Here is a 25,143-nt window from a genome sequence, read left to right as displayed (position 1 = left end):
AGGGCGCTCCCCGAAAGGGTCGAGCGCCCTTTCGTTTTTGGGCCCTTGAGCGCGCTATTCTCCGAGCTTGTAGATCGCGGCATTGTCCTGCACATCTCGCAGGCCCTTATACGAGGCATGCCGCAATTTGCCATCGTCGGTCCAGGCGCGATATTCGATCTCGGCAATCAATGTCGGTTGAACGAAGACGACCCCCTTTTTATCGACGGCAACCAGAGCACGCTTGGTCTTCAGCGTGTCCAGCATCCGACGCAGTTCCATCGCTTCTTTCTCTTTGAAGCCAGTCCCGACCGAACCGACATAGACGAACGCTCCGCCCCGATAGGCCGCCAGCAGCAGGCTGCCGATCCCACCGCGCGCCGCGGTGGACGGCTCGTATCCGACAATCACAAAGCTTTCGCTCTGGATGCATTTGATCTTCAGCCAGTCGCCGAGCCGGCCCGATCGATAAGTGCTGTCGCGGTGCTTGGCGATGATGCCTTCCAGGCCGTGTTCGCGTGCAGCCGCCAGAAGTGTCGCTCCATCGGCTTCGACCTCCTGCGAGACGCGGATCGTCCCCTCGCTCTCCCCGATCAGGTCTTTCAGCAGGTGACGGCGTCCAGACAACTCCATCTTCGTCAGGTCATGCCCGTCGAAATACAACAGGTCGAAAGCGTAGAGGATGGCATCCTCAGATGACTTCTTGCCCCCGCGCCCGCCAAGTGAACGCTGCAGCGCCCCGAAGTGCGAGCGGCCCTCGGCATCAAGGACGACGGCTTCCCCATCAAGAATCGCGGTCCCGACGCCGAGCTTGCGCGCAGCGGCGGCGATTGCCGGAAACCTCTCGGTCCAGTCGTGACCGCCACGTGTGATGATCCGCACCGCGTTTGGTTCGATGTGAACCGCAATACGATAGCCGTCCCATTTGATCTCCTAGATCCAGTCCGGTCCGGACGGCGGCGTTGCCTTCAACAGCGCCAGGCACGGTTCGATGCGATCTGGCATCGGGTCGAACGGAAGCTGTGGTTGCGCCGGGTCGCGTGGTTTGCGCGGTCGCGAGCGGATCGGGAGATCCGTCTCCCGCAAAAGCGGCTGGGATTTCTGGCGCGGCGGCTTTGTCATGGTCAGAGTTCAGCAGCAATTGCTTAAAATCGTGTGACATCACCGAGGAATGGAAGGAAGACGAAAACGGAGGGGAAGGAAACCGGTTCGCAAGAACGGTCCAACGGCTGACGGTTCCCTCAATCGCGCCGGTCGCCGAGACCGGGCCAGCTTGTCTCGCAAGGCAGGTGTGCCTCGCTCACCCGCAAGCCAGGTCTGCTCCGGCGCAATTGCAGCCGCCGGCCCGTCCTGCGGTTCGGGAGATGTCTTCGAGAAGAAGACGAGGAGGCAAGGACAGTCCGTCCGCCCCAAACCTGGAGGTTATTCCCATGCAGTTGATTACAGCCGATCCTCGCAGCCTGAAGGACAATCCCGACCGGTCCCGCCAGTCGAAATCCTCACCACAGTCTGACGCCCTGTTGTGCGCATCGATCAGGGCCATCGGTGTCGTTCAGCCACCTATCGTCAAACTCGATCCGGAAGGCGGCAACAGCTACATCATCGTCTTCGGTCACCGCCGCGCCGCCCAGGCGATTGCCGCGGATCTCTTGGAAATCCCGCTGCTGCTGGCCGATCCATCCGACGATCTCGGCGCCATGCAGTCGTTTGCCGAAAACATCGCCCGCGAACCGCTGAACCCGGTCGATCAGTGGCGCGCCATCGAGCGGCTGGTGGCTCTAGGATGGACCGAGGAGTCGATCGCCATGGCGCTGGCACTTCCGAGCCGGCAGATCAGAAAGCTGCGGCTGCTCGCCAACATCCTGCCCGCTATGCTCGACCAGATGGCGCGCGGTGACATGCCGAACGAGCAGCAACTGCGCACAATCGCCGCCGCCGGACAGGATGAGCAGGCTGAGGTCTGGAAGAAGTACAAGCCGAAGAAGCAGGAGCCGCAGGTGTCCTGGTGGGAGGTTGCCCGCGCCCTGACCACGACCCGAATGCTCGCCAAGCACGCAAGTTTCGGCGACGATCTGGCGCAGGCCTACGGTATCACCTGGGTCGAGGATCTGTTTGCTCCGGCTGACGAGGACAGCCGCTATACCACGGATGTCGAGGCGTTTCTTGGTGCGCAGCAGGAGTGGCTAGCTAACAATCTGCCGAAGCGCGGTTTGATCATCGAAGCCAATGAATACGGCCAGGCCAAGCTACCGGCCAAGGCACAACAGGTCTACGGCAAGCCAGGTAAGGGCGACCTGACCGGCTGGTACATCAATGCCCGCGACGGTTCGGTGCAGTCCGTTGCCTATCGCATGCCCGAAGTGAAGAAGCCGAAGCTGGTCAAGGACGCCGATGGTGTCGAAACCCTCGTCGAGGAGGTTGAGACGCCGAAAGTGCGGCCCGATGTGACCCAGAAGGGTCTCGACACCATCGGCGACTTGCGCACCGACGCTCTCCACGAGGCGCTTGCCCGCGCGCCGATCGAAGACGACACGCTGATGGCTTTGCTCATTCTGGCCTTCACCGGCACGAATGTCACGATCGCCAGCGGTGCATCGGACAATCCCTATGGTCATGCGAAATGCGCGCCGCATGCTGCCCGGCTGATCGGCGAGGACGGCAAGCTGTCCTTCGATCGCGAGACACTGGTGCAGGCTGCACGCTCGGTGCTGATCGAAGTTCTGTCTCTGCGGCGCAATCGCTCCGATAGCGGCCTGATCGCCCGCATTGCCGGGGACGCCGTCGGCGCTGATGAGTTCCTGCCCAATATGGCGACCGAAGAATTCCTCTCATGCCTGTCACGCACTGCGCTGGAGGCGACCGCAGAAACGGCGGGCGTGCCCGGTCGGATCAAGGTGAAGGATACCCGTGCGGCTCTGGTCGAGCATTTTGCCGACGGACGGCTGGTGCATCCGGCAGCGCTGCTCGCGCCATCCGCTGGTGATGTGCGGTCGTGGGTCGGGCGCTACACCAGCGTCGACAGCGGCTTGGACGATGCCGCTCACGATCCCGATACGCTCGAAGATCAGCTTTCCGGTGGTGACTTCGTGGACCATTCCTCCGCCGGGGAAGCGGACGACGAGGGTTTCCGGGAGGCCGCCGAATAGCACAAGGCACAAGGATCTGAACCGACGCCGCTGGCTCATGCCGGCGGCGTTTTCGTTTCGAGCAAACTGAAGGAGTTTGTCATGGCAGAGATCCATGATGACATGGCCACAGAAAAAGCAGCGCATGAGACTGAACAACGGACATTGGACCGGCCGACTATACGAGCAGGAGCGTCGACGCCATGGGGCATCGCGCAGGTCTCGCGGCGATATGCCGACGGTATAATTCTGCATTCGACCGCCGGCCACGGCGGCTTCCATCTGGATGAAATTGCAAACGCCGTCGTCCATCACCTCTATCGCTATGACGACGGATTCTACGAGGAGGATTGTGAATGGGCGAAGGTCGCCCATGTCTTCCCGCAGCTGTTCACGGCCTATGAGCGGCGCCTGGCGGATCGCACACTTCGCGACACTTATCCTGATGCCTACGAGCGCGTCATGGGCGTCACACTGAAGGATGGTCAGTCGCATATTCGGGACCGACAGGAATTCGAGAGTCGCCATCGCAATGACTGGGTCGTCATCGCGGCCCTCAATTCCGATCACCAACCGGGTCTCGTCGAGTGCATCGCGACGCTGGGCGGGATCCGGGGCGAGACCGGCGAACGGCGGTTTCTGGTTCCGCGCTCCGACTACACGATCGGCCGACATGGTTTCGTCATCGATTCGGTCAAGCACCAGCCATATGACGGTCCGTCCAGCTTCGTGACCTGGGCGGCAAGGCAATGACTGCTGCGCTCACAGACAACGACCCACCTCGAAATCAGGTGATCGATTTCACCGAGCTCTATCGCAGGATCTGGGCACGGCAGCGAGATTATCGCTCCCGGCGGGCTGAGCTGACACGACAAACGAAGGCGCGGTGGAAATGCAAGGCACGGCATGGTCCACCATCGACCACTGCATGCAGATCAACGGAGCCGGGTGAGAGCGGAAAGCCCGGCCAAGGTGAGGGTGCGATAAAGCGTTGATCGACGCGCGGAAGACATGGCACGTGGCAATCGGCTTGCAATGGCGTGTGCTTGGCCCCGAAATTTGTCAGTGCCCCCAGTGGGTGACGCGGCGTTCCCATGGTCGGATCGCTGTGGCGTTGCATCATGCTGTCGTGGAACAGATCGTCGGCCGGCACAGCACCTCGGTTTTGTTGCGGTCTGACATGGGCGCGTCCCGGTCAAAGGCCGCTGGCGCGCCGCGTTGCGGCAGGATCATCGCCTCGTTGCTAGGCAGGCCCGCGTCTGTCGCAGCCCGCAAGTGCGGGCAGCACCATCCGCAAACCATCCTCGCTCCTCCTGGCGATGCCCTGACCTTGGGCCGGGCCGCTGACGCCCATCTCCTTTTGCCCGCACCCGAGGGGCTGAGCCGGACGACAACCGGCACCCCGGGCTTCGCTGAAACATCGCTCATAAAGGATCCGATCATGGCACCGCTCAACCGCTCCACTCAGAAGAACCGTCCGGCAAAATCCCAGCGCGCCACCACACTCGAAATGGTCAGGCACGCCTGCCCCGACACAGCCCAGGCACTGCGCATCTCCGAAAGCTTCGGCCTTGCCCTCATCGACAGCGACGGGATCCGCGACCTCCACCGCGGTCAGTTGATCGAAAGCGCCGATGCCCTCAAGGATGGCCTCGCCGAAAAGGCGATGCAGATCCACATGCAGCGCATCGTCGGATCCTTCGTCGGCTCAGCCTACGGCGCTGGGCAATTCTACAGCCGCGCGGTCACAGAAGCCCGCGATCTCACCACAAAGCTTTCCAACGATACCAGAGACGAGGACCTCGACGGCCGGGTTGGCTTCGACAGCCGCGCCCAGCGCAAGCGCGAGTTCGCAGCCGACATGGGCTTGCAGGCCCACGTGCTTCGCATGGCAGCCGAAGGCGCCGTCTCCGCTTACGAGGATATCACCGGTGAAACCTGGAAACCTTACGAGCGCACGGTCGCGCAGCCTGCCAAGTCGGTCGACAGACAAGCCGCCACTGCCCAGATGTCAGCATTCGAATAGGACGATCGCGGGGCTTAGGCCCCGCCTTCCTCCAGCGTCCGTAACGTCGTTGCGACCTGGTTCGGAAAAAAGAAAAAAGGGCCGACGGAAAACCGCGGCCCATAAAGTGTGAAGGTCATGGACCTCCAGAGGGGAACAGCTGCTGCGGCGGAACTGGGAGGAAGCCGCCATGTGCATCAGCTGAAGTCTGTATGCACGAATTTTCATCGCGTTGCACTTAATTTTTGTGCAGTGCAGCTATGCGTTTGGCAATCAGGTGATTGTTCAGGCGCTTTTCAAAGTGCTGGCGCTCCTCAGGTGACGTGGGTAATTAAACACTGTCAAAATGCAGGGTTCACTTGAAAGCAAGGGCGCCCATGTCATCAACTTTTCGCAATTCCGGTCTTGGCAGCGAATGAAGCCAGCCATATTCTCGGGCATGGCCAAATTCTTCCCGACTCTCGAACCGCAACACCATCGCTTCATCGTGGCACAGCACATGTTCTTCACCGCATCGGCAGCGCCGACCGGTCATGTCAACATGTCTCCGCGCAGCACGGACATGTTTCGTATCCTTGGCGACAACGCCGCGATGTATCTCGACCGCACCGGCAGCGGCAACGAGACCGCTGCCCATCTGGGGATAAACGACCGCCTCACCATCATGTTCTGTGCGGTTTCCGGGCCGCCGCTAATCATGCGGCTTTTCGGCAAGGGGCGCGTCATCCATCGCGACAGTGACGAGTTTGCCAGCCTGCTGGACGAGCGGTTCGACGGCAACGCGCCGCTCGGCGCGCGGCAGATGATAAGGCTCGACTTCGATCTGGTTCAGACATCCTGCGGCTACGGCGTGCCGTTGTTCGAATACCAGGAAGAGCGCCCGCAGATGGACGCCTGGGCCAAGGCCAAGGGCGTCGACGGGATCGACGACTACTGGCGGGAAAAAAACCAGGTCAGCCTAGACGGCTTTCCGACCGGCCTTTTCGAAACGCCCGGCTAGCGGAAGCACTGGCCTCGCGCCAAAACCCAGCTTATGGACAGTAAATCAACTTTGGAGGCGGTAACCGCCGCGTCCGTGGTCGGCGTAGGTTGCCCGCTGGGTGTCAGCGCCGACACGACACGTGGCCGCTTGAACGACGCTGAGAACCCGCATGGATCTGCCGACGACAAGGTAGAGCGGTTCCCAATAATGTCGATCATCAAGGCCTGGCGCCGCGACCCGCTAAGCGAGGGGCTACAATGCTCCATTCCCGGCAGCCTCCCACATGCAGTCGTTGGCTCCGACCATTCGATCCGGGCTGTTGGCGCTATGCACCCGTTCCCATTGGTCACCACCAGAATGATGCCATTTGCCGTAATCCTTGATCCGTCCACTGGCACGTCCACTGCGGTCTCGATGGGGCATGTCTGACCAAAGACCGCCTCATTGCATTCGGCTCGATCGGCATCCGCAACGGCCGAATCGTTTTCTTCCCCTGTGCGCTGAAGCGCCCATTCCTCGCGAGGCAAGAAAGCCTCTCCTTTGGCCGTCCTCCACTCCGTTTCGGCCCTTCAGGTGCAGGCCGATCGTCTCCGGTCCTATCGACTGCCATCGAGGCCACGATGGACGCGGCCCGAACAACCGAAAAGGATTACGACAATGGCAACCATCGGCTCTTTCACCGCTTCCGGTAACGGCTTCTCCGGCACCATCAAGACCCTCAACCTCAACGTCAAGGCAACCATCCGCACAGTTGAGCGCACTTCCGAAAAAGGCCCTGACTACCGCATCCTCGCGGGAGCCACAGAATTCGGCGCCGCCTGGAAGAAGACCTCGAACGAAGGCCGCGATTACCTCTCGGTAAAGCTCGACGATCCGAGCTTTCCGGCCCCGATCTACGCAACGCTGATCGAGGTCGAAGGCGAGGAAGGACTCTCCCTCATCTGGTCCCGGTCGAACCGGGACTGATATCGGATGCCCCGCCGCAAGGCGGGGCTCTCCACGTCAAGGATCACTTGTTCAGTGCATCCTTGAGCGCCTTGGCAGGCGCAAAGGTCAGCTTTTTCGAGGCGGCAACAGTCATCTTCTCTCCGGTCGCGGGGTTGCGGCCCTCGCGCTCAGGCGACGACTTCACCTTAAATTTGCCGAAACCGGGGATTGAGGTTTCAGCGTCGGAGCCTGCGGCATCGGCGATGGCCTGGAACACGGCCTCGACAATGCCCTTGGCCTGAACCTTCGTCAGGCCGTTGTCGGCTGCAATCTTGTCGGCGATTTCATTGGTGGTGGTCATGGAATTCCTCGCATCTTGTTGTCAAAGATAAAATCCGTGTCAGCTTATGAGCGGATTGTCATCGGCGAGGATTGGGACAAGGTTCAGATCCGCTGGATGTCCACAGGTGGTTTTGGCCGATAGCCTCGTTTTCGCTTTTCACGAAGCACGTCGAGAAACAGGTTGATCGCTTGGCTCTCGTTGTCAAACAGGTGTTCCATGTGCTGTCCGCGCGTTCCAATCCGACCCCAGGCGCGCACAAGCGACACCTCGCCAAACAATGTCGGCTGGACAGCAAGGGCGTAGAACCGCGCCATGTTTTTTTCCGGCGCGATACGCTCGACATAGAGGTGGTAGGGCTGCGTGATCATGCCCGCAGAATCGCGCGTTCGGAATCTGCCGTCCAATGACAGTTTTGAATCGGACGGGCATTATCGATTCACAGCGTTGATCCTTGGTCCGTTTCATTCGCACCAGTTCCGGCGCGATCCTTCCCACTTCCGAGCCAAGCCTTCGGCGACGAGAATATCGCCGACCGATCGCCGATCGCGGTAGACGATTCTGAGCTTGCGACCGAAGCGATCTTCATCTCTGGCGGTCGTCTTGAATGAGATTGGACCCGAATTGAGGATGTCGAGCAGACGCTGTTTTGCCGCAAGTCCGCGCTCGCGTTGGCCCTCGCATCTTGGCGGGCTGAGCTCCGGCGTGTCGATGTCGGCGATCCTGATCTTCTCACCGCGAAACCAGAACGTATCACCATCCACCACGCAGGTGATACGTTGCCCGTTTCCGCAGATAGAGAAGGCTTCGCTCGCGCTGCTTGCACTGGTTGAAGGCTGGGCTGAGGCAACAGATGCGAGGACGCCAATGGCTAATGGGGATAGGCTGGCAATTGCCGTAAAAAGTCTCACTTTCATGTCTCCTCAGTCTCTGTCGTCAGAGCGGCCTTATAGCTCTTCGCCCCTTCTATGATTGGCTTGTGAAACCGGTTTTCCCCGACGGACGCACTCATATCCTTGCGTCGGAACCAGATGGCGCGTCCACATCTGAGCGGCGGATTACCTGATGTGAATACGATCTGCTCGTCAGCACGCATGCGAAGCACCTCATGCGGCAGTATCAGAGGCCGCCGGCTGAGCTGCCGGGAACGTGAGCGCGACGATCCCTTCACCCCTGACGAGCGGTTTGTCTGGTCGACCTCGACCGTCGTGTCGCCGCAGCGTTTCGAGATATAGTCGGCCGTGTCGGGATCGTTGATCGCGGCGAACGAGATCCACGACGCGGATTCGAACCACTTACTCGTCGCGTCCCGCCCGCCATAGGCCTCGCGCATCTGGCCGATGGACTGGAAGATCATCGTCAGCGTGATGCCGTATTTGCGCCCGGCGTCGCGGGCGGTCTCTAAGATGCGCAGATAGCCGAGCCTGGCGACCTCGTCGAGCAGGAAGAGCGCGCGACCTTTCACATCGCCGTTCCGATTGTAGATGGCATTGAGCTGCGATCCGATAACCACACGCGCCAGTCCCGGATGGGCTTCGAGTACCTTCAGATCGAGCGCAATAAAGATGTCTGTCTCGCCATCGGCAAGATCGTCGGTCGAGAAACTGGCGCCCGAGACGAGGGCGGCGTAGTTCGGATAGGACAGCCAGTGGGTTTCTTTCACCGCGTTGGCGTACACGCCGGAAAAGGTCTCAGGCGTCATGTTGACGAAGACCGAGACATTCTCCTTCACGAAATCCGACTCCGACTGCTCGTATATTTTTGTCAGGCGCGCCCGCAGCTGTGGTTCAGGTTCCGAAAGGTTTTTACGCACCCGGCGCAACGTCTGGTCTTGCTCGTCCGTGTGACCGGACAGGCAGACGTCGGCGATCAGGGCCGTCAGAAGCTGCATGGCCGACGCCCGGAAGAAGTCGTCGCGCGCAGAGGCCGAGCGGGGATTGTCGGTCATGATCCACGTTGCGACGGCGACGATGTCTTCTTCTTTCGTGCTGCCATGTCGCCCGATCCAGTCGAGCGCGTTGAAGCCGACGCCTGACGCCGAGGGATCGAGAATGATCACCTTTCGGCCAGCCTTGCGTCTATGCTCCGATACCATCGGCGCGACCTCGCTCGATGGATCGAGGACAACGAGACCGCCACCCCACTTGAGCGCGGTCGGGACCGTTACCGACGTCGTCTTGAAACCGCCGGAGCCGGCGAAGACGATGCCATGCGACGAGCCGAAGGAGCCATCGAAGCACAGGAGCGGGCTCTTGCCCCCCGCACCCCAGGTCGACGGATCGTCAGTGCGGAACGACACAGCCGCAACGCTGTCGCGATCGACGCGATACCGTTCGCCGATGACGATGCCGCCGGGATCGGGGAAAAGTCTTGCGGCCTCCTGCACTTTCATCCAGTCGGCCTCGCCATGCACCGCTCGCTTTCCGCCGATCCGCCGCGGTCCGGCTTTGGCAAAAGCAGCGTTTCCCATCATCGCGACGCGCAGCGCGAAGACGCCGGCGAGGAATGTTGTCGATGCGCCAAGCATCGTTGCGGGGTCCGCATATCCTAGCACGGATTGACCTTTCGGAATGTCGCCAGCGATCCCGGCCAGGCGAAGCCCGTCGCGTAGCACCGCGATGAGGATTGCCACTCCATTTCCGCCGACGACACCCCATCCTGCCGCCTTGATGCTCGCTGCGCCATTCGCCGCGAACAGATAGATCATACCGATTGCAGCCGCAGCGGCATAGGGCAGCGCGAGGCCGATACGCCCGAGCATCAGCTTGGCTTGCGCGGTCTTGCCGAACGCGGCCAGCCAGTGTTCGATCCCCGGCATGAAAACCACGACGACGATCATCGTCGTGGCCGGGATCGCGGCGAGGACCACTTTACTCGCCGTCATGAGCGAACGCCTCCGCGCCTATCGCGGTAAGTCGCGATTGCTCCGCATCGTTGCCCTTGAGGCGGCGACTGGCATCGATCAGCAGGCCGAGCAGTAGTGCCCGCTTCTCGTAGCGCAGTCCTGCCTTGACGATCAGTCCACCGAGTGCGATTTTTTCGCGCGTGTCTTTCTTTCGGGCGTCGGTCGTTATCGTGTGGGCCATCCGTTCAAGCCTCACGACCGCTGCCCGCAGCAGTGCCAGTTTCGATCGTCGTGACCGTCTCGCCTGCGGTCCTGCCGTCACCAGCATTTCTCTTCCCGGTCGAAGCCGGCTTGCCTCCGCGAAACCGCCCGGCGATCTCTTCGAACGCAGCCTGTAGCTCGCTTTCCTCGATCTCGATCTCACCGAGACCGGCCTTCAGCGCGATCCGGCCGATGCGCTCGGCCTCGCGTGTTTCTGCTTGTCTCAGTTGATCCTGCAATCTGGCGATTTCTTCCCTGATCTTCGATGATGGTTTCTTCATTCCGGTCGCATCTCCCTGGAAATCTTGGCGGCTCTGTCACGCTGCAAGACTTTCCCAAAAGCACCTCCGAAGGAATGTGCAGATCTGCACGTCGGCAAAGCCGACACTTTGGAGGATGATCCCGCCGTTCCGAAGGAGCGGATCCAAGGGCGCAATTATACGTCGCTGATGCGACGTGCTTGCCCACGGCCCTGCCAAGGCGGTCAAGAGGGCCGTCGTAGGGTTGCCCGCTCGCCTGGCTGCTCTTTGGGAACGAGGTTCGAACCGGGAGTGTTTTACGCCGTGGCCATCGCCCATTTCTCAGCCAGCATCGTCAGCCGCGGCGGCGGCCGTAGTGCCGTGCTGTCTGCGGCCTACCGGCACTGCGCGAAGATGGAATATGAGCGCGAGGCCCGCACCATCGACTACACCCGTAAAGAGGGGCTGCTGCATGAGGAATTCACGCTTCCGGCCGACGCCCCGAAATGGGTCCGCGCGATGATTGCCGACCGCTCTGTTGCCGGAGCTTCGGAAGCCTTCTGGAACAAGGTCGAGGCGTTCGAGAAGCGCTCCGATGCGCAGCTTGCGCGCGACCTGACGATTGCGTTGCCCCTGGAACTCACGCCCGAGCAAAACATCGCCCTGGTAAGGAACTTTGTGGAAAAGCATATCCTCGCCAAGGGCATGGTGGCCGACTGGGTTTACCATGACAATCCAGGCAACCCGCATATCCACCTGATGACCACATTGCGTCCGCTGTCCGAGGATGGGTTCGGATCGAAGAAGGTCGCAGTCATTGGCGAGGATGGCCAGCCCGTCCGCACGAAGTCCGGGAAAATCCTCTATCAGCTCTGGGCCGGGTCGACGGATGACTTCAATTCCCTACGCGATGGATGGTTCGAGCGGCTGAACCATCACCTGGCGCTCGGCGGCATCGATCTCCGTATTGATGGGCGTTCCTATGAGAAGCAGGGCATCAAGCTTGAACCCACCATTCATCTCGGCGTCGGGGCGAAAGCCATCGAGCGCAAGGCGCAGGAGCGGGGCGTCCGGCCAGAACTCGAACGGATTGAATTGAACGAAGAGCGGCGGAGCGAAAACATCCGCCGCATTCTGAACAATCCAGCCATCGTGCTTGACCTGATCACGCGAGAAAAGAGTGTCTTCGATGAACGCGATATCGCCAAGGTTCTGCATCGTTATGTCGATGATCCGACTGTTTTCCAGCAACTGATGTTACGCATCACCCTGAACCCGGAAGTCTTGCGTTTGCAGCGCGACACGATCGAGTTCGCGACCGGAGAAAAGGTGCCGGCCCGCTATTCGACCCGGGCGATGATCCGGCTCGAAGCGACGATGGTGCGGCAGGCGTCGTGGCTGTCGAACCGGGACGGTCATGCTGTCTCTGAAGCTGCTTTGGACGCAACGTTCCGGCGGCATGAGCGGCTCTCGGAAGAGCAGAAAACCGCGATCGAGCGGATCGCGGGTCCCGCCCGGATCGCCGCCGTGGTCGGCCGTGCAGGTGCTGGCAAGACCACGATGATGAAGGCTGCCCGCGAGGCGTGGGAACTGGCCGGATATCGTGTGGTCGGCGGCGCGCTTGCCGGCAAGGCGGCGGAGGGGCTGGAAAAGGAAGCCGGCATCCACAGCCGGACGCTCGCGTCTTGGGAGCTGCGCTGGAATCGGGGCCGTGACGTTCTCGATCACAAAACCGTCTTCGTCATGGACGAAGCAGGTATGGTCGCCTCAAAACAGATGGCCGGCTTTGTCGATGCCGTCGTCAGAGCAGGTGCCAAGATCGTTCTGGTCGGCGATCCCGAACAGCTCCAGCCGATCGAAGCGGGCGCTGCCTTCCGCGCCATCGTCGACCGCATCGGTTATGCCGAACTCGAGACAATCTATCGCCAGCGCGAGGACTGGATGCGCAAGGCGTCACTCGATCTGGCTCGGGGCAATGTCGAAAAGGCGCTGACCGCCTATGATGCCAATGTCAGGATCACGGGAACGCGCCTAAAGGCTGAGGCAGTCGAGCGGCTGATCGGAGACTGGAACCACGATTACGATCAGACGAAGACAACGCTGATCCTTGCGCATCTGCGCCGCGACGTGCGGATGCTGAACATTATGGCCCGCGAAAAACTCGTCGAACGCGGCATTGTCGGTGAGGGCCATGTGTTCAAAACGGCTGACGGCATTCGCCAATTCGACGCGGGCGACCAGATCGTCTTCCTGAAGAACGAAGGGTCGCTCGGCGTCAAGAACGGCATGATCGCTCATGTCATTGAGGCCGCACCGAACAGGATCGTCGCTGTCATCGGAGAGGGTGATCAGCGCCGGCAGGTCATCGTCGAGCAACGCTTCTACAGCAATCTCGATCATGGTTACGCCACGACGATCCATAAAAGCCAAGGCGCGACCGTCGACCGAGTGAAGGTGTTGGCAAGCCTCTCGCTGGACCGGCATCTGACCTATGTGGCGATGACCCGCCATCGCGAGGATTTGCAGCTTTACTACGGCCACCGGTCCTTCGCCTTCAACGGCGGCCTGGCCAAGGTACTCTCCCGAAAGAATGCCAAGGAGACCACGCTCGATTACGAACGCGGAAAGCTTTACCGCGAGGCGCTGCGGTTTGCGGAAAGCCGCGGGCTCAACATCGTTCAGGTGGCCCGCACGCTCGTGCGCGACCGGCTCGACTGGACGCTGCGCCAGAAGACGAAATTGGTCGATCTCGGCCAGCGCCTTGCTGTCTTTGCAGAGCGTCTCGGTCTGCACCACCCCTTAAAAAACCAAACGATGAAGGAGGCCGCGCCCATGGTCGCAGGCATCAAGATATTCCCCGGTTCTGTAGCCGATACGGTGGAGAACAAGCTCGACACCGATCCAGCCCTCAGACAACAATGGGAAGAGGTCTCGACCCGTTTTGCTTACGTCTTTGCTGATCCCGAGACCGCCTTCCGGGCGATGAACTTCGATGCGGTGCTAGCGGATAAGGAAACGGCCAAACTGGCGCTTCAGACGCTGACGACCGCCCCGGCGTCGATCGGACCGCTGAAGGGCAAGACCGGCATTCTTGCCAGCAAGACTGAGCGCGAGGACCGTCGCGTTGCAGACCTCAATGTTCCGGCCCTGAAGCGCGATCTTGAGCAGTATCTGAGGATGCGCGAGACCGCCGTGCAGCGGCTGCAGGCTGACGAGCAGGCATTGCGTCAGCGCGTGTCGATCGACATCCCGGCATTGTCGCAGGCAGCACACGTGGTGCTGGAGCGCGTGCGTGATGCGATCGACCGCAACGATCTGCCGGCGGCCATGGCCTATGCACTCAGCAATCGGGAAACCAAACTGGAAATTGACGGGTTCAACCAAGCCGTCACCGAACGGTTCGGGGAACGCACACTGCTCACCAATGCCGCGCGCGAACCCTCCGGAAAGCTCTTCGACAAACTCTCCGAGGGGATGCAGCCCGAGCAGAAGGAGCGTCTGACAGAGGCCTGGCCGATCATGCGCGCGTCCCAGCAGCTCGCCGCTCACGAGCGCACCGTCCAGACCCTGCGGCAGGCCGAAGATTTGCGTCTCGCCCAGCGCCAGACGCCGGTGATGAAGCAATGAGGCGGCGGCTTCTCCTGTTCCTGGCCGGCGCGGGCGGGGCGATCGCGGCACTAGTGGCAGTCGCCTATATGGGCGGCTTTCGGTTGAACCTGACGCCGAGCGAGCCGCTTGGGCTCTGGCGTATCGTGGCCCTGCAGCGTCCGGTCGAAGCCGGCGATCTCGTGTTCATCTGCCCACCGGCAACCGCTTCATTCGAGGAAGCACGGCACCGCGGCTATGTCAGGCGTGGCCTCTGCCCCGGTGGCTTTGCGCCGCTGATCAAGACAGTGGCGGCGCTTCCCGGACAGCATGTGGAAATAGGCGCGAATGTCACTGTCGACGGTAGGCCTCTCGCCTCATCGATCGTTCGCGCGAGCGATGGCGAGGGCAGAGCGATCACACCGTTCAAAACCGGCATCGTGCCACTGAGATATCTGTTTCTTCACTCATCCTTTGCGAGCTCCTATGATAGTCGGTATTTCGGGCCGGTTCCGGACACGGGCCTTCTCGGCCTGGCGCGGCCGGTCCTCACATTCGATCCATAACTGGCGGCGATCCTGCCTGCTCATCGCGGTATCCGTCGCATGCGGCTGGACTGCCTGGAGCGGCCATGTCTTGACCCTTCCGGTTGCTGTGTTGTTTCCGGCGCTCTGGGCGATGTCGCCGTCCAGACTGACCGCGTTGCTCGTGTCGGCCGGATATTTTCTGGCTGCTTCGCGTGGGCTGCCGCAGGGTGTCGCCAACTTCTATGCCGCCGATCTATGGCCTGGGCTTCTGCTCTGGACATCTGCTTCACTCACCTTCGCCGGCGTGCATGCGGTGCTCTGGAAGGCGCGACCGGAAGGCAAGTCTCCGGGAGAAGGTCGAACGGGATTGGCAATGGCGGCGCGCTATCTGGCGGCGGCGGTGCTTATGGGGCTGCCGCCCTTCGGCATAACCGGCTGGGCACATCCGCTCACCGCTGCAGGCGTGCTCTTTCCGGGATGGGGATGGTGCGGGCTGGTCGCCATGACAGCCGGCCTCGCGATAATGACATCGCGATGTTGGCCGGCTGTCGCCATCGTCCTGGGAGGATTCTGGCTCTGGTCCGCCGCTACGTGGACATCACCGAATCTACCCGAGGGATGGAAGGGCGTCGACCTCGAACAGGGCTCGAGCCTCGGACGAGACGGCTCGCTTGACTATCACCGTGACCTGATTGCAACGGTGCGCGCGGCGGCATCAGAGAAAACCCGTTTCATCGTTCTTCCCGAAAGTGCATTGGGCTTCTGGACGCCGACCGTCGCGAGGTTTTGGAGCCAAGGCTTGCGAGGCTCGGAGCTCACTGTGATCGCCGGCGCTGATGTCATCGATCCGGGCGGCTACGACAATGTCATGGTCGCGATTTCGGCTGACGAAGCTCGAATTCTCTATCGCCAACGCATGCCGGTCCCGGTGTCCATGTGGCAGCCATGGCGGGCATGGACCGGGCAGGGCGGTGGTGCCCGCGCCAACTTCTTCGGCAATCCAGTTGTGCAAAGCGACGGCCAGAAGCTCGCCGTGCTGATCTGCTACGAACAGCTCCTGCTTTGGCCGGTCCTGCACTCGATGCTGCATTCCCCCAGCGCAATCGTCGCCCCGGGCAATGGATGGTGGACCGCGGGAACGTCGATCGTTGCCATTCAGAACGCGAGCGTGGTCGCCTGGGCAAAACTGTTCGGACTGCCCGTCGTCACGGCGTTCAACAAATAAGGAGATGTTCGCGATGGTCGATGCCGCCCTCATCAAGGAATGCAGCGATCCCGGCCTGAAGCCGGCGATCGTCGAGCAGTTCATAGAGCGGGCAGGGGTACCGGACCCGCTCGCAGTCACGGTCCGCTCCGGAAACCGCGTCATACTGGTGCCCAGACCGAAGACGGCGGAGGAGGCGTTGGTGCTGATCCGCGACAACCTTGGTCGCAATACCGTTCGTGTTGGCATTACGCAGTATCCCGCAGGGCTCGGCATCGTGGAGGCGGGCCAGCTGAAGCCGGACCTGGTCGATGCTTGTGAGAACATGCGCTTGGGCACGGCCCTGTTCGCCAAGGTCTACCGGATCGTGACCAAATGGTACGGCAACCCGACCGAGAGGCAAGTCCTGCCGCAAGTGTTCGACGATGCGATCATCGCCTGGCAGACGGGATTTTTCGAAGGAACGGCAGTGTTTCGGGCGGAAGATCCGGGTAATATAAAGCTCGCCCAGCCGGGGCCGGTCAGGCGCGAAGGCACCGACACACAAGCGGGCCTTCCGGAGGATGAAGCCAAGCCCGAAACACCAGCCGAAGCTTCGGGATCCGATCCTAACAAAGCAGGGATCAGGATCGACCTGTCCGGCATCGGTGCTCATCAAAAGTAGGCGTTACCATCGGTTGATCAATCCAAAGCAATTGCCCAGCAACGGTTTCAGAGTGCTTGGGCTACGCTCGAAAATACTGATCGGAACGGAATCCCTGGCGTCGGACGCATCTTGGATGTGAAGATTTGCACGTTCGCGATGGCAATCCCCGCTGGCATCTCGTTGAAATGACTCTTATAAAGGCCGGGACGCAGTACGTGCTGTGTTGCGGCTTAGAATCCGCAGATGAAAGGTTGGCGCTGACCGAAATGGCGCCAGGAATCCTCTGACCTTATGGCCGGGGGCCTGTGACTCATGTCCAGGCGCTTCGGTGCTAAAGGTCTCAGGGCCGATTCATCTCGGATTCTAACCCCCGGCTAGGGTTCATAGGGTTCAACGTCAGCGGGGGCGGACCGCAGACAAAACCAGGGTTGGAAGAATGGAATCGGAAGATGTGAACTTGTCGAAGGAAGTCGAGCTCCGGCCAGTGGTGGGGCTAACGCGGGGACTACCTCCCGCCGACTTGGAGAGCCTTACCGTCGACGCGATCCGAACGCACCGGCGGTTAGTCGAAAAGGCTGACGAACTGTTCCAGGCACTGCCGGAAAGCTATAAGTCAGGTGAATTGACCGGTGGCCCACAGCATCTTTGTTTCATTGAGGCCAGCATCGAGATGCACGCGCAGATGAGCGCAGTAAGCTCCCTGCTTAGCATCCTCGGCTACATCCCGAAGGTGACCGTTAACTGATCCGGTTTCAGTACCACGCCTGGTGAGCAATTCGGCGACAGGCGCTCTCACATCAGCTTTCTGCGGATTGCAAGCGCGGTGAGATGGGCCTTGCTCCGAACTTCGAAGCGCTTCATCGCCTCACGAAGCTTGACGCGGACGCTGTTGTATTTGACGCCCTCCACATCGGCAATCTCCTCCATCGTCATGCCGACGGCGATCCATCTGAGATAGGTCGCTTCTTTAGGATCGAGCCAGGCGGCATCTTCCACGGTCGGAGTGGTCTGAAGGAACGAGATGCGGGTATGGAGTTGTCCGACAGCAGCCGCGGCTGCGACCGCGTCGATCTCGCGGTTGAGATCGATCTCTGGCCGTTCTGACGCCAGGGTGAACATCGACATCGAGCCGTTGGCAGTCTTGATCGCAACAGTGACCCCGGAGCGGATGCCGAAATCGGCAGCATGCGCATAGAAGGCACGCTCTTCCTTCGATTGCTTCGCGCGATCCTGTTCGCTGGACCACGTAAATATTTGCTTTCGTGACTTCGCGCGTTTGACGACGGGATCTACCTTGTCGAATTTTTTGTCGAAATAGGTCGACCGCCAGTCGCGATGATAATTGGTAACCGCGATGATATGTTTGTGTTGGATATGGAGATAGGCGTAGCCGGTGAAGCCAAAATGTTGGGTGAGGTCGGAAAGGCCCTGCGTCAGGATGCTTTCGTCGCCTTGTATCGCCGCGAGATCGGTCAGCTTGTCCAGCCAGTGCTGCATTTTCTCACTCCGTTTTAGTGGTCAGGTGGAACAGATCATGAGAGTCCCTCAACGTTTCTTATAGCACCAATCTGATGAACAACCTAAGATTGTATAGGATAAATTATGGAACTTTTCATTTCGAGAAGATTGAGCCCGGCATCTCATGCCGGGCGAAATTGGCTCTGGGCCAATTGCGTCGTTCGCGCTTGTAAAGCCTCAGGCAACGATCTTTCCCGGAAGGACGGCATTGTCCTGCGGGCTGGCGGCGCGGGTCGCAGGTGCCGCCACTAGGCTGCTCACTTCGTCAAGGCGCCTGACCTGCTCGGGGTCGAGTTTGAGCGAGATGGCGCCGATATTACCTTCGAATTGGCTGAGCGTGCGCGGCCCGATCATCGGCACTGCACCATGAAGGGTGGCCCAGGCGATCGCCACCCGATCGGGACTCGTGCCGAGTTCATCGGCAATAGCCAGAACGGTATCGAGAATACGGGTCCGCTGTTCACTGTTTTCAGCCTGGAACACACGGCCGCCCATGCCCTCGGCGCGGCCGGTTTCACCCTTGCGATATTTGCCGGTAAGCACGCCGCCACCGAGCGGCGACCAGGTTACGATGCCAAGACCAAGCGCCTTGGACGCAGGGAAAAGATCTGCCTCGGGTTCGCGATGCACAAGGCTATGCTCAAACTGGGCGGCGGCGATCGGCACGGCGCGGGTCAGTTCTGCAACGGTGACGGCACGCGCCAGCCGCCATGCCGAAAAATTCGACAGGCCTGCATAAAGGATCTTGCCGGCACGTGCGAGATCGTCGAGACCACGGACGATCTCTTCCGAAGGCGTCAGGCCATCGGGGTGATGAACCCAGTAGATGTCGATGCGGTCGGTCTTGAGCCGCCTGAGGCTCGCTTCGACCGAAGCGACCATGGCCTTGCGGCTGTTGCCGGTCACCAGACGATCGGCGTTGGGCGCGGCCCCGTTAGTGAACTTTGTCGCGAGCACGAAATTCTCGCGGCGGCCCTGAAGCAGCTCGCCAAGAATTTCTTCGGATTGGCCGAACTGGTAGACGTCCGCTGTGTCGATGAAATTGCCGCCAGCATCGACGTAGGCATTGAAGATCTGGGCGCTGTCTTCTGCCGTGGCGCCATGTCCCCAGCCGGTTCCGAACGACCCTGTTCCAAGTGCAATCTGCGACACACGCAGGCCGGTGTTTCCGAAAACTGTGTAGTCCATGGTATTTCCTCTTTTGCTGGATTTTTCAGGCGGTCTGCAATTCCGGTCCGGGTTGTGCCCGGTTGATTGCGAAGACTGCGAGTGCTGCGATCAGGCACAGGATGCCGGCGATGTAGAAGGTAGGGAGATAGGTTTCGTATACGATGCGGGTCAGACCTGCCCCCCAGGCTGCGAGTGCGGAGCCAAGCTGGTGGCCAAAGAACACCCAGCCGAAAACGATCGTGGCGTTGCCTCCGAACCTCTCGGCTGCAAGCTTTACCGTCGGCGGCACGGTGGCCAGCCAGTCAAGGCCATAAAAGACGGTGAACAGCGTCAGTTCGTAGAAGCCGAAATCCGTAAAGGGAAGGTAGAAGAGTGAGAGACCGCGAAGGCCATAGTACCAGAACAGCAGCCAGCGACTGTCGAAGCGATCGGAGAGCCAGCCGGAACCGATGGTCCCAACCAGATTGAAGGCACCGATGGCGGCAAGCATCCAGGCGGCGGTGATCGGCGCGATGCCGAAATCGCCGCAGATGGATACCAGATGGGTCTGCACGAGCCCGGTCGTGGTGGCGCCGCAGATGAAGAAGGTGCCGAACAGGATCCAGAAGGTTCCCGAGCGCGATGCGTCGACGAGCACCCGGATCGGTGTGACAAGCGTGTGAGCAAGCGACGATGCTTGTGGAGCCTCGGCAGGCGCTTCACTTGCCCCGTAAGGAAGAAGGCCGACATCTGCCGGATGATCGCGCATCAACATTAACACAACGACGGTAGCCACCGCGAGTAGTCCGAGCAGAAGGCTCAGCGCGATGCGCCATCCCCATGCCTGCTCGAGCGCCGCAAAGGCGGGCATGAACAGCACCTGGCCGGTTGCAACACTCGCGCTCAGAAGACCGATCACCAGCCCGCGACGCGCGACGAACCAGCGCGTCGCGACTGTGGCGCCGAGCACCATCGCCGTAAAACCGGTCCCCAGTCCGACCACGACACCCCAAAGCAGGAAGAGCTCGGCCAGGCTGGACATGGTGAAAGAACCAACGACACCCATGGCAATCAGGACAATCGAAAAAATCGACACTCGCTTGACACCGAAGCGGGTCAGAAAAGCGGCTGCAAACGGGCCGACAGCGCCGAACAGCAGAAAGCGTATGGCAAAGGCTGCGGAAATGTCGGCGACGCTCCAGCCATATTCCTTCTGCAGTGGCCCAATCAGGACGCCAGGCGCACCGACCGCACTCGCCCCGACCATCATGGTGAGAAAGGTGACGGCGACCACCACCCAACCATAATGAATTCCTTTTCGGGACAGGTGGGCTGCAAGCGGCGAAAGTTTTTGCGAGTAGGCGTCGGGTGCTGTCATGAGATCCTGCTTATTTATCGGCATATGCCCGTTTAAGGCTAAATTTCAGAAGGAACGCAGGATTTCCTGCAATGCCGTCAGTTTGATCGGACCAAGCCGGCTCTCGATTTCCTGTTGGCAGTTTGCCCACAGGGGACGCGCCTCCCCGAGCACATGCGCGCCCTGATCGGAAAGCGATGCGGCGGCTTCCCGATGATCGTCCGCGCCACGCGTCATATCGACAAGTCCCGCCCGCTCAAGCACACGGACATTCCGTCCGATAGTAGAACGGTCAAGCCCAGCATCGCGACCTAGCTCTGTTATGCTGACGGGTTGCAACCGTTCAATCGCTCTCAACAGCGAATACTGCGCAATATTGATGCCAAGAGACGCGAGCGCCTCGTCGTACACTGAGCTGACTTTGCGGGTCGCCTGGCGGAGCATTGTAGAGTAACATATTGTCATACTATGCGTATATACCCTGAAATCGGATCTGTCGAGCCATTTGGCCATCCTGCCCTCTGATCGTGATCATCGAGAATGCTCCTATAGACAAGGCGCACCAGGACGGAGGGATACCCCGAAATGCTTCAATCCCCTCCCTGGCCCCCTCCTTCCAGTACGCTGACGCGAGCCTGGAGTCGTTGAACTTCGCTCTCGAGGGCACGCAATCGGCGATCAACCGCAAACATATAATCGCCCTGCGGGTCGTCCATTCCCGAAATTATGTCGAGGAACAACCTCGACTTTTCGAAGAACTTCGACGTCGAGGCTCTGAACGTTGCATACATCTGTTACCTGCTTTCCGGGCTACCTTATCAAACCGGGTGGAAGGTAGCCCTCTTCACCGGAGGGAGCTCTTCTACTCATCCAGGAACTGGATGGCGTGGCTGAGGAAGCGTTCTGGATATTGGAACTGAGCGCCATGGCCGGCACCGGGATAGACGATCAGTTGGGCATTCGGAATGTTCTGGACCATGTGCCAGGAATTGATCGTGGCGATCATCACGTCGTTCACTCCATTCACGATCAGCGTCGGCTGGGTGATCTCCGACAGATGAGCGAAGGGCTGTTCCGGGTCGAGCGGCGTTACGAAAGCGGTGTTGGCCTCGATCTCGGCCTGCATGAGTTCAACCGAGCTCGGCGGATCCTGATCAACCCGTTGGTGTCTGCGCTCCCAGAAATCACGACCAGCCTGCTTCGCGGTCTCCGATGGTCCGAAGAACAGGAACAGGAAGTCATCCACGACCGGTAGCGGCCGCGGCGCGACCTCAAAAATCTTGGGATTCGGGTCCGGGTTCCCGCCGCGCGGCTGCGTACCGAGCAGCATAAGTTTGCGAACGAGGTCAGGATGACGCCGGGTAAAGTCCTGCGTGACCATGCCGCCCAGAGAAAAGCCGACGACATCGACGGTTGACAGTCCAAGCGCCCGAATGACGCTCGCGGCATCGTCGGCGTAGTCTTCGATGCGGGTCCGCGGCGTTCCCGTTGAGGACGCGCAGCCACGGTAGTTGTAGAGGATCACCTCCCTGCCCTCTGCGAGGCCATCGGTCATGATCGGATCCCAGTGGTCCATGCCACCGCGGAAATGCTGGAAGAACAGAAGCGGTGGCTGGCCGCTTTCGGCATTCCCCCAGCGACGATAGGCGAAATTTGTGCCGTCGATGTCAACGAAACTCGTCGGTGCGGTGAGATGGTTGTCGGACATTGGGTTTCCCCTTGATATTCTCCGAATAAAATGATGGTCATCATCGAAATGTCAAGCTATAATGATGTCGGTTATCATTTTTACGAGCTGCGACGAGGAAACCTGCAATGCGCGTGACGAAGCAGAAAGCTCAGGAAAACCGCGACAGAATTGTCGCCACGGCGGCTTCCCTGTTCCGTGAACGTGGTTTCGACGGCGTTGGTGTCGCGGACCTCATGGAGCAGGCGGGCTTTACGCATGGCGGGTTTTACAACCATTTCCGCTCGAAGGAGGACTTGGTCGGGGAAGCGACGATCAAAGGCTTCAAGGAGCTGAATGAGCGCTACCAGGATGTCGACGCAATGACCGCGATCGATCTCTATATTTCTCGCGAACATAGGGATGCGCCTGCCCAGGGCTGCCCGGCGGCAGCGCTTGGCGGCGACGCGGTGCGCCAACCCGAAAGCGTGCGGTCAAATTTCGCGGACGGTATAGAGGCCATGACTGCAATAATCGAGAAAGGTTTGGCGTCTGCGGGTAGAGGAGAGACGGATCTGCGTGCCTCAGCTCTGGGCATCGTCGCGCAGGCCGCCGGCGCGATCATGCTTTCGCGCGCGTGTCCAGACGACTCTGCCCTCGCCGACGAGATCCTGGAGACATGCCGAGCGCAATGTTTCTCCCTCATCGAAGCAGCGCGATCGAGATCGATTGCGGGCTGATCGATGGAATTGACGGGTTTTTGACAGGGATACGATATGGCTGCCAGAGTTTTTATCGATGGTGAACACGGCACGACGGGCCTGCAAATCCGCGCGCGTCTGCAACGTCGCACCGACATCGAATTGCTTTCTATTCCCGAACAGGAGCGTCGTAATCACGGCCTTCGCGAGGAGATGCTGAATGAGGCCGATGTGGCCATTCTATGCCTTCCTGAAGACGCATCGCGTGAGGCAGTGGCGATGGTCGAAGGAAACAGCAATCTGCGCATCATCGACACGTCCACGGCTTTCCGCGTCGATCCGGACTGGGTTTATGGATTTGCAGAAATGGACAGTTCGCAGCCGGACGCGATCCGGTCAGCTCGGCTCGTTGCCAATCCGGGTTGTTTTCCAACAGGTGCGATAGGACTGATCCGGCCACTCAGGATGGCCGGGATCATGCCGAAGGATTATCCTGTCAGCATCAACGCCATCTCCGGCTACACGGGCGGTGGAAAGCGCCTTATAGCCCAGATGGAGGATGAGAACGATCCCGATCCGATCTCGGCGAACGCCTTCCTCTACGGTCTGACGCTCACCCACAAACATCTCCCGGAGATGAAGGTTCATAATTTGCTTGACCGGTCGCAAGGAATGATAGTCCAGAGTGCCACTCTTCACCGATCAACTTACCCCGAGACAGGGGATCCGGTCGGTCCACGAAATTCTTGCCACGCATTATCAGGGGAAACCGTCGGTCTCCGTCGTGCCGCTCGAAACAAGCAGCACATTGGTCCGGATCGATGCTGAGGAGCTCGCCAACACCGACAGAATGAAGCTCTACGTCTTTGGGGCCGACGAGCACATCAATCTGGTCGCCGTCCTCGACAATCTCGGCAAGGGGGCGTCTGGAGCTGCTGTGCAAAACATGGATCTGATGCTTTCGGGGTGATCTGGGCAAGGGAGCGCCGGAAGACTTCCTTCGATCTCGCATCACAGCTGGGCAAACGCAACTGAAGACGGTGGGACGCGTGCATCTTAAGGACAGAGACAAAACTTTTCATGACAAGAGTGCCGAGTTACTTTCGCATTTGGCGAACTGCAATCGGCTCGATATCTTGCGGCTGCTCCTCGACACTGAAATCAGCGTTGGAGATCTATCCCGAAAAATCGGCTTGTCGCAGTCGGCACTCTCCCAACATTTAGCAAGACTTCGGTCGTCAGGTCTTGTCGAGACACGGCGGGACGCACAGACGATTTATTATACAACGCGGCACGATGGCGTGCGCAAACTTCTGCAATGCCTGGAGGAGATAACCTCAGATGGTCTACAGGAGAAACTGGCACGTTGAAGGCAACAGTGCTGAGCGGCGACCTCTGCTAAAGCAGCTGCTGTGCCGCTGGTCGATGCATGTTCAGCGTCTCTCTACTTTTTCAGAGCACGGATGGCGAACTCAGCCAGCTCGTCGACACTGGCGCTCGCCCGCTTGTCCCTACATTGGGCAACTATTTGCGGATGGCAGAGGTTCATCGTCGCAGCACTGAAGCATCTTGTCGCCGACACCGGGTCCTGTTCGGCGAACTCACCATCCCGGATGCCCTCGGTGATGATCTCGCAAATTAGGGCCTGAACGCTCTCGACATGACGCTCGATGACGTTCCAGTCGTGCTCGATGGCGACGACAATGATTTCGTGCACGTTGGCGTCATCCAGCAATACATCGTTGGTCCAGCGATGGTGGTCTTTGAGATACGTGCGCAACCTGACCGTCGCGCTCGCCGGACTGTGGCGCGCGTCATGGGCGATATTGTAGCAACTATCAAGTATGCGAGCACACAGGGCCTGATGAATGTGCCGCTTGGTCGGGAAGAAACGGTAGATGTTCGCGCTGGACGTGCCCAGGCTGTCGGCAATATCCGCGACCGTTGTCTTGCTATAGCCGAAATGCCTGAACGTCTGATCTGCCGCATCGATGATACGATCGATCGTCATATGTCGCTTTTCGCGACTGTCAGTTTTGGAAGACCGTTTCATAATCGTGTCCACGACGCGTCTGCAAATATCCTAT

24 protein-coding genes and 2 pseudogenes are annotated in these 25,143 nt (G+C 60.0%); 13 read left to right on the top strand and 13 right to left on the bottom strand.

Annotated features, from left to right (window positions below):
* Nucleotides 1-54: 54 nt before the first annotated feature.
* Nucleotides 55-1,101 (bottom strand): annotated as a pseudogene (gene ligD / locus EDF70_RS25655) (non-homologous end-joining DNA ligase).
* Between the two features lie 308 nt (nucleotides 1,102-1,409).
* Between ligD and EDF70_RS25650 the strand changes: the two are divergent.
* The 5 genes from EDF70_RS25650 (at nucleotide 1,410) to EDF70_RS25630 (ending at nucleotide 7,057) form a co-directional block, all read left to right on the top strand.
* Nucleotides 1,410-3,125 carry a ParB/RepB/Spo0J family partition protein gene (locus tag EDF70_RS25650; RefSeq protein ID WP_132279667.1) on the top strand — a complete coding sequence of 572 codons (1,716 nt, stop codon included), beginning with the start codon at nucleotides 1,410-1,412 and terminating at the stop codon, nucleotides 3,123-3,125.
* A gap of 81 nt (nucleotides 3,126-3,206) precedes the next feature.
* Nucleotides 3,207-3,857 carry a hypothetical protein gene (locus EDF70_RS25645; RefSeq protein WP_132279664.1) on the top strand — a complete coding sequence of 217 codons (651 nt, stop codon included), beginning with the start codon at nucleotides 3,207-3,209 and terminating at the stop codon, nucleotides 3,855-3,857.
* Nucleotides 3,858-4,545: 688 nt separating this feature from the next.
* A complete protein-coding gene (locus EDF70_RS25640; protein WP_132279661.1) occupies nucleotides 4,546-5,130 on the top strand; it encodes a hypothetical protein in 585 nt (194 codons plus the stop codon).
* Nucleotides 5,131-5,524: 394 nt separating this feature from the next.
* Entirely contained in the window at nucleotides 5,525-6,109 is a 585-nt protein-coding gene (locus EDF70_RS25635; protein WP_337737633.1) for a pyridoxamine 5'-phosphate oxidase family protein, read from the top strand.
* A 639-nt stretch (nucleotides 6,110-6,748) separates the two neighbouring features.
* A complete protein-coding gene (locus EDF70_RS25630; RefSeq protein WP_132279658.1) occupies nucleotides 6,749-7,057 on the top strand; it encodes a DUF736 domain-containing protein in 309 nt (102 codons plus the stop codon).
* Between the two features lie 43 nt (nucleotides 7,058-7,100).
* On the opposite strand, the gene EDF70_RS25625 is transcribed toward EDF70_RS25630, so the two are convergent.
* The 6 genes from EDF70_RS25625 to traC form a co-directional block, all read right to left on the bottom strand.
* Nucleotides 7,101-7,379, bottom strand: coding sequence for an HU family DNA-binding protein (locus tag EDF70_RS25625; protein ID WP_132279655.1), 279 nt, complete (start codon nucleotides 7,377-7,379; stop codon nucleotides 7,101-7,103).
* Nucleotides 7,380-7,462: 83 nt separating this feature from the next.
* Nucleotides 7,463-7,729 carry a WGR domain-containing protein gene (locus EDF70_RS25620; protein ID WP_132279652.1) on the bottom strand — a complete coding sequence of 89 codons (267 nt, stop codon included), beginning with the start codon at nucleotides 7,727-7,729 and terminating at the stop codon, nucleotides 7,463-7,465.
* A gap of 93 nt (nucleotides 7,730-7,822) precedes the next feature.
* Entirely contained in the window at nucleotides 7,823-8,275 is a 453-nt protein-coding gene (locus EDF70_RS25615) for a thermonuclease family protein (protein WP_132279649.1), read from the bottom strand.
* Nucleotides 8,272-10,242: a Ti-type conjugative transfer system protein TraG gene (gene traG / locus EDF70_RS25610; RefSeq protein WP_132279646.1), complete on the bottom strand. Its 1,971-nt coding sequence runs from the start codon at nucleotides 10,240-10,242 to the stop codon at nucleotides 8,272-8,274. The genes EDF70_RS25615 and traG overlap by 4 nt, the downstream gene beginning before the upstream one ends.
* Nucleotides 10,229-10,444: a type IV conjugative transfer system coupling protein TraD gene (locus EDF70_RS25605; protein ID WP_165932136.1), complete on the bottom strand. Its 216-nt coding sequence runs from the start codon at nucleotides 10,442-10,444 to the stop codon at nucleotides 10,229-10,231. Before EDF70_RS25605 ends, traG begins: the two co-directional genes overlap by 14 nt.
* Before the next feature lie 4 nt (nucleotides 10,445-10,448).
* On the bottom strand, nucleotides 10,449-10,745 hold the full coding sequence (gene traC, locus EDF70_RS25600) for a conjugal transfer protein TraC (RefSeq protein WP_132279643.1): 297 nt from the start codon (nucleotides 10,743-10,745) through the stop codon (nucleotides 10,449-10,451).
* Between the two features lie 282 nt (nucleotides 10,746-11,027).
* Between traC and traA the strand changes: the two genes are divergently transcribed.
* The 5 genes from traA (at nucleotide 11,028) to EDF70_RS25575 (ending at nucleotide 17,410) form a co-directional block, all read left to right on the top strand.
* Complete coding sequence (gene traA / locus EDF70_RS25595; RefSeq protein ID WP_132279640.1) at nucleotides 11,028-14,330, top strand: Ti-type conjugative transfer relaxase TraA; 3,303 nt, start codon at nucleotides 11,028-11,030, stop codon at nucleotides 14,328-14,330.
* Nucleotides 14,327-14,854, top strand: a complete 528-nt coding sequence (gene traF / locus EDF70_RS25590) for a conjugative transfer signal peptidase TraF (RefSeq protein WP_132279637.1) — start codon at nucleotides 14,327-14,329, stop codon at nucleotides 14,852-14,854. The genes traA and traF overlap by 4 nt, the downstream gene beginning before the upstream one ends.
* Nucleotides 14,855-14,870: 16 nt before the next feature.
* A complete protein-coding gene (locus EDF70_RS25585) occupies nucleotides 14,871-16,040 on the top strand; it encodes a conjugal transfer protein TraB (protein WP_245519364.1) in 1,170 nt (389 codons plus the stop codon).
* 13 nt (nucleotides 16,041-16,053) lie between these two features.
* The gene (locus tag EDF70_RS25580) at nucleotides 16,054-16,683 is read left to right on the top strand and encodes a TraH family protein (RefSeq protein ID WP_132279631.1); all 630 of its coding nucleotides are present in this window, start codon (nucleotides 16,054-16,056) and stop codon (nucleotides 16,681-16,683) included.
* Between the two features lie 418 nt (nucleotides 16,684-17,101).
* Entirely contained in the window at nucleotides 17,102-17,410 is a 309-nt protein-coding gene (locus tag EDF70_RS25575; protein WP_132279628.1) for a transcriptional repressor TraM, read from the top strand.
* A 47-nt stretch (nucleotides 17,411-17,457) separates the two neighbouring features.
* On the opposite strand, the gene traR is transcribed toward EDF70_RS25575, so the two are convergent.
* The 5 genes from traR to EDF70_RS25545 form a co-directional block, all read right to left on the bottom strand.
* Nucleotides 17,458-18,162: a transcriptional regulator TraR gene (traR, locus tag EDF70_RS25570; RefSeq protein WP_132279625.1), complete on the bottom strand. Its 705-nt coding sequence runs from the start codon at nucleotides 18,160-18,162 to the stop codon at nucleotides 17,458-17,460.
* 198 nt (nucleotides 18,163-18,360) lie between these two features.
* A complete protein-coding gene (locus tag EDF70_RS25565) occupies nucleotides 18,361-19,371 on the bottom strand; it encodes an aldo/keto reductase (protein WP_132279622.1) in 1,011 nt (336 codons plus the stop codon).
* A gap of 25 nt (nucleotides 19,372-19,396) precedes the next feature.
* The gene (locus EDF70_RS25560) at nucleotides 19,397-20,710 is read right to left on the bottom strand and encodes an MFS transporter (protein WP_245519353.1); all 1,314 of its coding nucleotides are present in this window, start codon (nucleotides 20,708-20,710) and stop codon (nucleotides 19,397-19,399) included.
* Between the two features lie 45 nt (nucleotides 20,711-20,755).
* On the bottom strand, nucleotides 20,756-21,133 hold the full coding sequence (locus EDF70_RS25555) for a MarR family transcriptional regulator (RefSeq protein ID WP_245519352.1): 378 nt from the start codon (nucleotides 21,131-21,133) through the stop codon (nucleotides 20,756-20,758).
* Between the two features lie 418 nt (nucleotides 21,134-21,551).
* Nucleotides 21,552-22,397, bottom strand: coding sequence for an alpha/beta hydrolase (locus EDF70_RS25545; protein ID WP_132279616.1), 846 nt, complete (start codon nucleotides 22,395-22,397; stop codon nucleotides 21,552-21,554).
* 107 nt (nucleotides 22,398-22,504) lie between these two features.
* Here EDF70_RS25545 and EDF70_RS25540 point away from each other — a divergent pair, with 107 nt between their 5' ends.
* The 3 genes and pseudogenes from EDF70_RS25540 to EDF70_RS25530 all read left to right on the top strand — a co-directional run bounded on the left by EDF70_RS25540 (nucleotide 22,505) and on the right by EDF70_RS25530 (nucleotide 24,426).
* Nucleotides 22,505-23,095: a TetR/AcrR family transcriptional regulator gene (locus tag EDF70_RS25540; RefSeq protein ID WP_132279613.1), complete on the top strand. Its 591-nt coding sequence runs from the start codon at nucleotides 22,505-22,507 to the stop codon at nucleotides 23,093-23,095.
* Nucleotides 23,096-23,131: 36 nt separating this feature from the next.
* Nucleotides 23,132-24,026 (top strand): annotated as a pseudogene (argC, locus tag EDF70_RS25535) (N-acetyl-gamma-glutamyl-phosphate reductase).
* Nucleotides 24,027-24,105: 79 nt separating this feature from the next.
* A complete protein-coding gene (locus tag EDF70_RS25530; protein WP_132279610.1) occupies nucleotides 24,106-24,426 on the top strand; it encodes a metalloregulator ArsR/SmtB family transcription factor in 321 nt (106 codons plus the stop codon).
* Between the two features lie 74 nt (nucleotides 24,427-24,500).
* Here the strand turns inward: EDF70_RS25530 and EDF70_RS25525 are convergent, their stop codons facing one another.
* A complete protein-coding gene (locus tag EDF70_RS25525) occupies nucleotides 24,501-25,067 on the bottom strand; it encodes a TetR/AcrR family transcriptional regulator (protein WP_245519351.1) in 567 nt (188 codons plus the stop codon).
* Nucleotides 25,068-25,143: the final 76 nt, after the last annotated feature.

It is taken from the genome of Neorhizobium sp. JUb45 (genome assembly GCF_004343585.1).
In the GTDB taxonomy this organism is placed as follows: Bacteria; Pseudomonadota; Alphaproteobacteria; order Rhizobiales; family Rhizobiaceae; genus Neorhizobium.
This window is presented reverse-complemented; position numbering and strand designations above follow the sequence as displayed.

Coding starts and splice junctions, on each gene's coding strand:
- EDF70_RS25560 (WP_245519353.1), bottom strand. CDS start 20,710: ATGACAGCACCCGACGCCTACTCGCAAAAACTTTCGCCGCTTGCAGCC.
- EDF70_RS25630 (WP_132279658.1), top strand. CDS start 6,749: ATGGCAACCATCGGCTCTTTCACCGCTTCCGGTAACGGCTTCTCCGGC.
- EDF70_RS25565 (WP_132279622.1), bottom strand. CDS start 19,371: ATGGACTACACAGTTTTCGGAAACACCGGCCTGCGTGTGTCGCAGATT.
- traF (WP_132279637.1), top strand. CDS start 14,327: ATGAGGCGGCGGCTTCTCCTGTTCCTGGCCGGCGCGGGCGGGGCGATC.
- EDF70_RS25635 (WP_337737633.1), top strand. CDS start 5,525: ATGAAGCCAGCCATATTCTCGGGCATGGCCAAATTCTTCCCGACTCTC.
- EDF70_RS25625 (WP_132279655.1), bottom strand. CDS start 7,379: ATGACCACCACCAATGAAATCGCCGACAAGATTGCAGCCGACAACGGC.
- EDF70_RS25645 (WP_132279664.1), top strand. CDS start 3,207: ATGGCAGAGATCCATGATGACATGGCCACAGAAAAAGCAGCGCATGAG.
- EDF70_RS25640 (WP_132279661.1), top strand. CDS start 4,546: ATGGCACCGCTCAACCGCTCCACTCAGAAGAACCGTCCGGCAAAATCC.
- traR (WP_132279625.1), bottom strand. CDS start 18,162: ATGCAGCACTGGCTGGACAAGCTGACCGATCTCGCGGCGATACAAGGC.
- EDF70_RS25575 (WP_132279628.1), top strand. CDS start 17,102: ATGGAATCGGAAGATGTGAACTTGTCGAAGGAAGTCGAGCTCCGGCCA.
- EDF70_RS25525 (WP_245519351.1), bottom strand. CDS start 25,067: ATGACGATCGATCGTATCATCGATGCGGCAGATCAGACGTTCAGGCAT.
- EDF70_RS25615 (WP_132279649.1), bottom strand. CDS start 8,275: ATGAAAGTGAGACTTTTTACGGCAATTGCCAGCCTATCCCCATTAGCC.
- EDF70_RS25545 (WP_132279616.1), bottom strand. CDS start 22,397: ATGTCCGACAACCATCTCACCGCACCGACGAGTTTCGTTGACATCGAC.
- EDF70_RS25580 (WP_132279631.1), top strand. CDS start 16,054: ATGGTCGATGCCGCCCTCATCAAGGAATGCAGCGATCCCGGCCTGAAG.
- EDF70_RS25555 (WP_245519352.1), bottom strand. CDS start 21,133: ATGCTCCGCCAGGCGACCCGCAAAGTCAGCTCAGTGTACGACGAGGCG.
- traC (WP_132279643.1), bottom strand. CDS start 10,745: ATGAAGAAACCATCATCGAAGATCAGGGAAGAAATCGCCAGATTGCAG.
- EDF70_RS25650 (WP_132279667.1), top strand. CDS start 1,410: ATGCAGTTGATTACAGCCGATCCTCGCAGCCTGAAGGACAATCCCGAC.
- EDF70_RS25620 (WP_132279652.1), bottom strand. CDS start 7,729: ATGATCACGCAGCCCTACCACCTCTATGTCGAGCGTATCGCGCCGGAA.
- traG (WP_132279646.1), bottom strand. CDS start 10,242: ATGACGGCGAGTAAAGTGGTCCTCGCCGCGATCCCGGCCACGACGATG.
- EDF70_RS25605 (WP_165932136.1), bottom strand. CDS start 10,444: ATGGCCCACACGATAACGACCGACGCCCGAAAGAAAGACACGCGCGAA.
- EDF70_RS25540 (WP_132279613.1), top strand. CDS start 22,505: ATGCGCGTGACGAAGCAGAAAGCTCAGGAAAACCGCGACAGAATTGTC.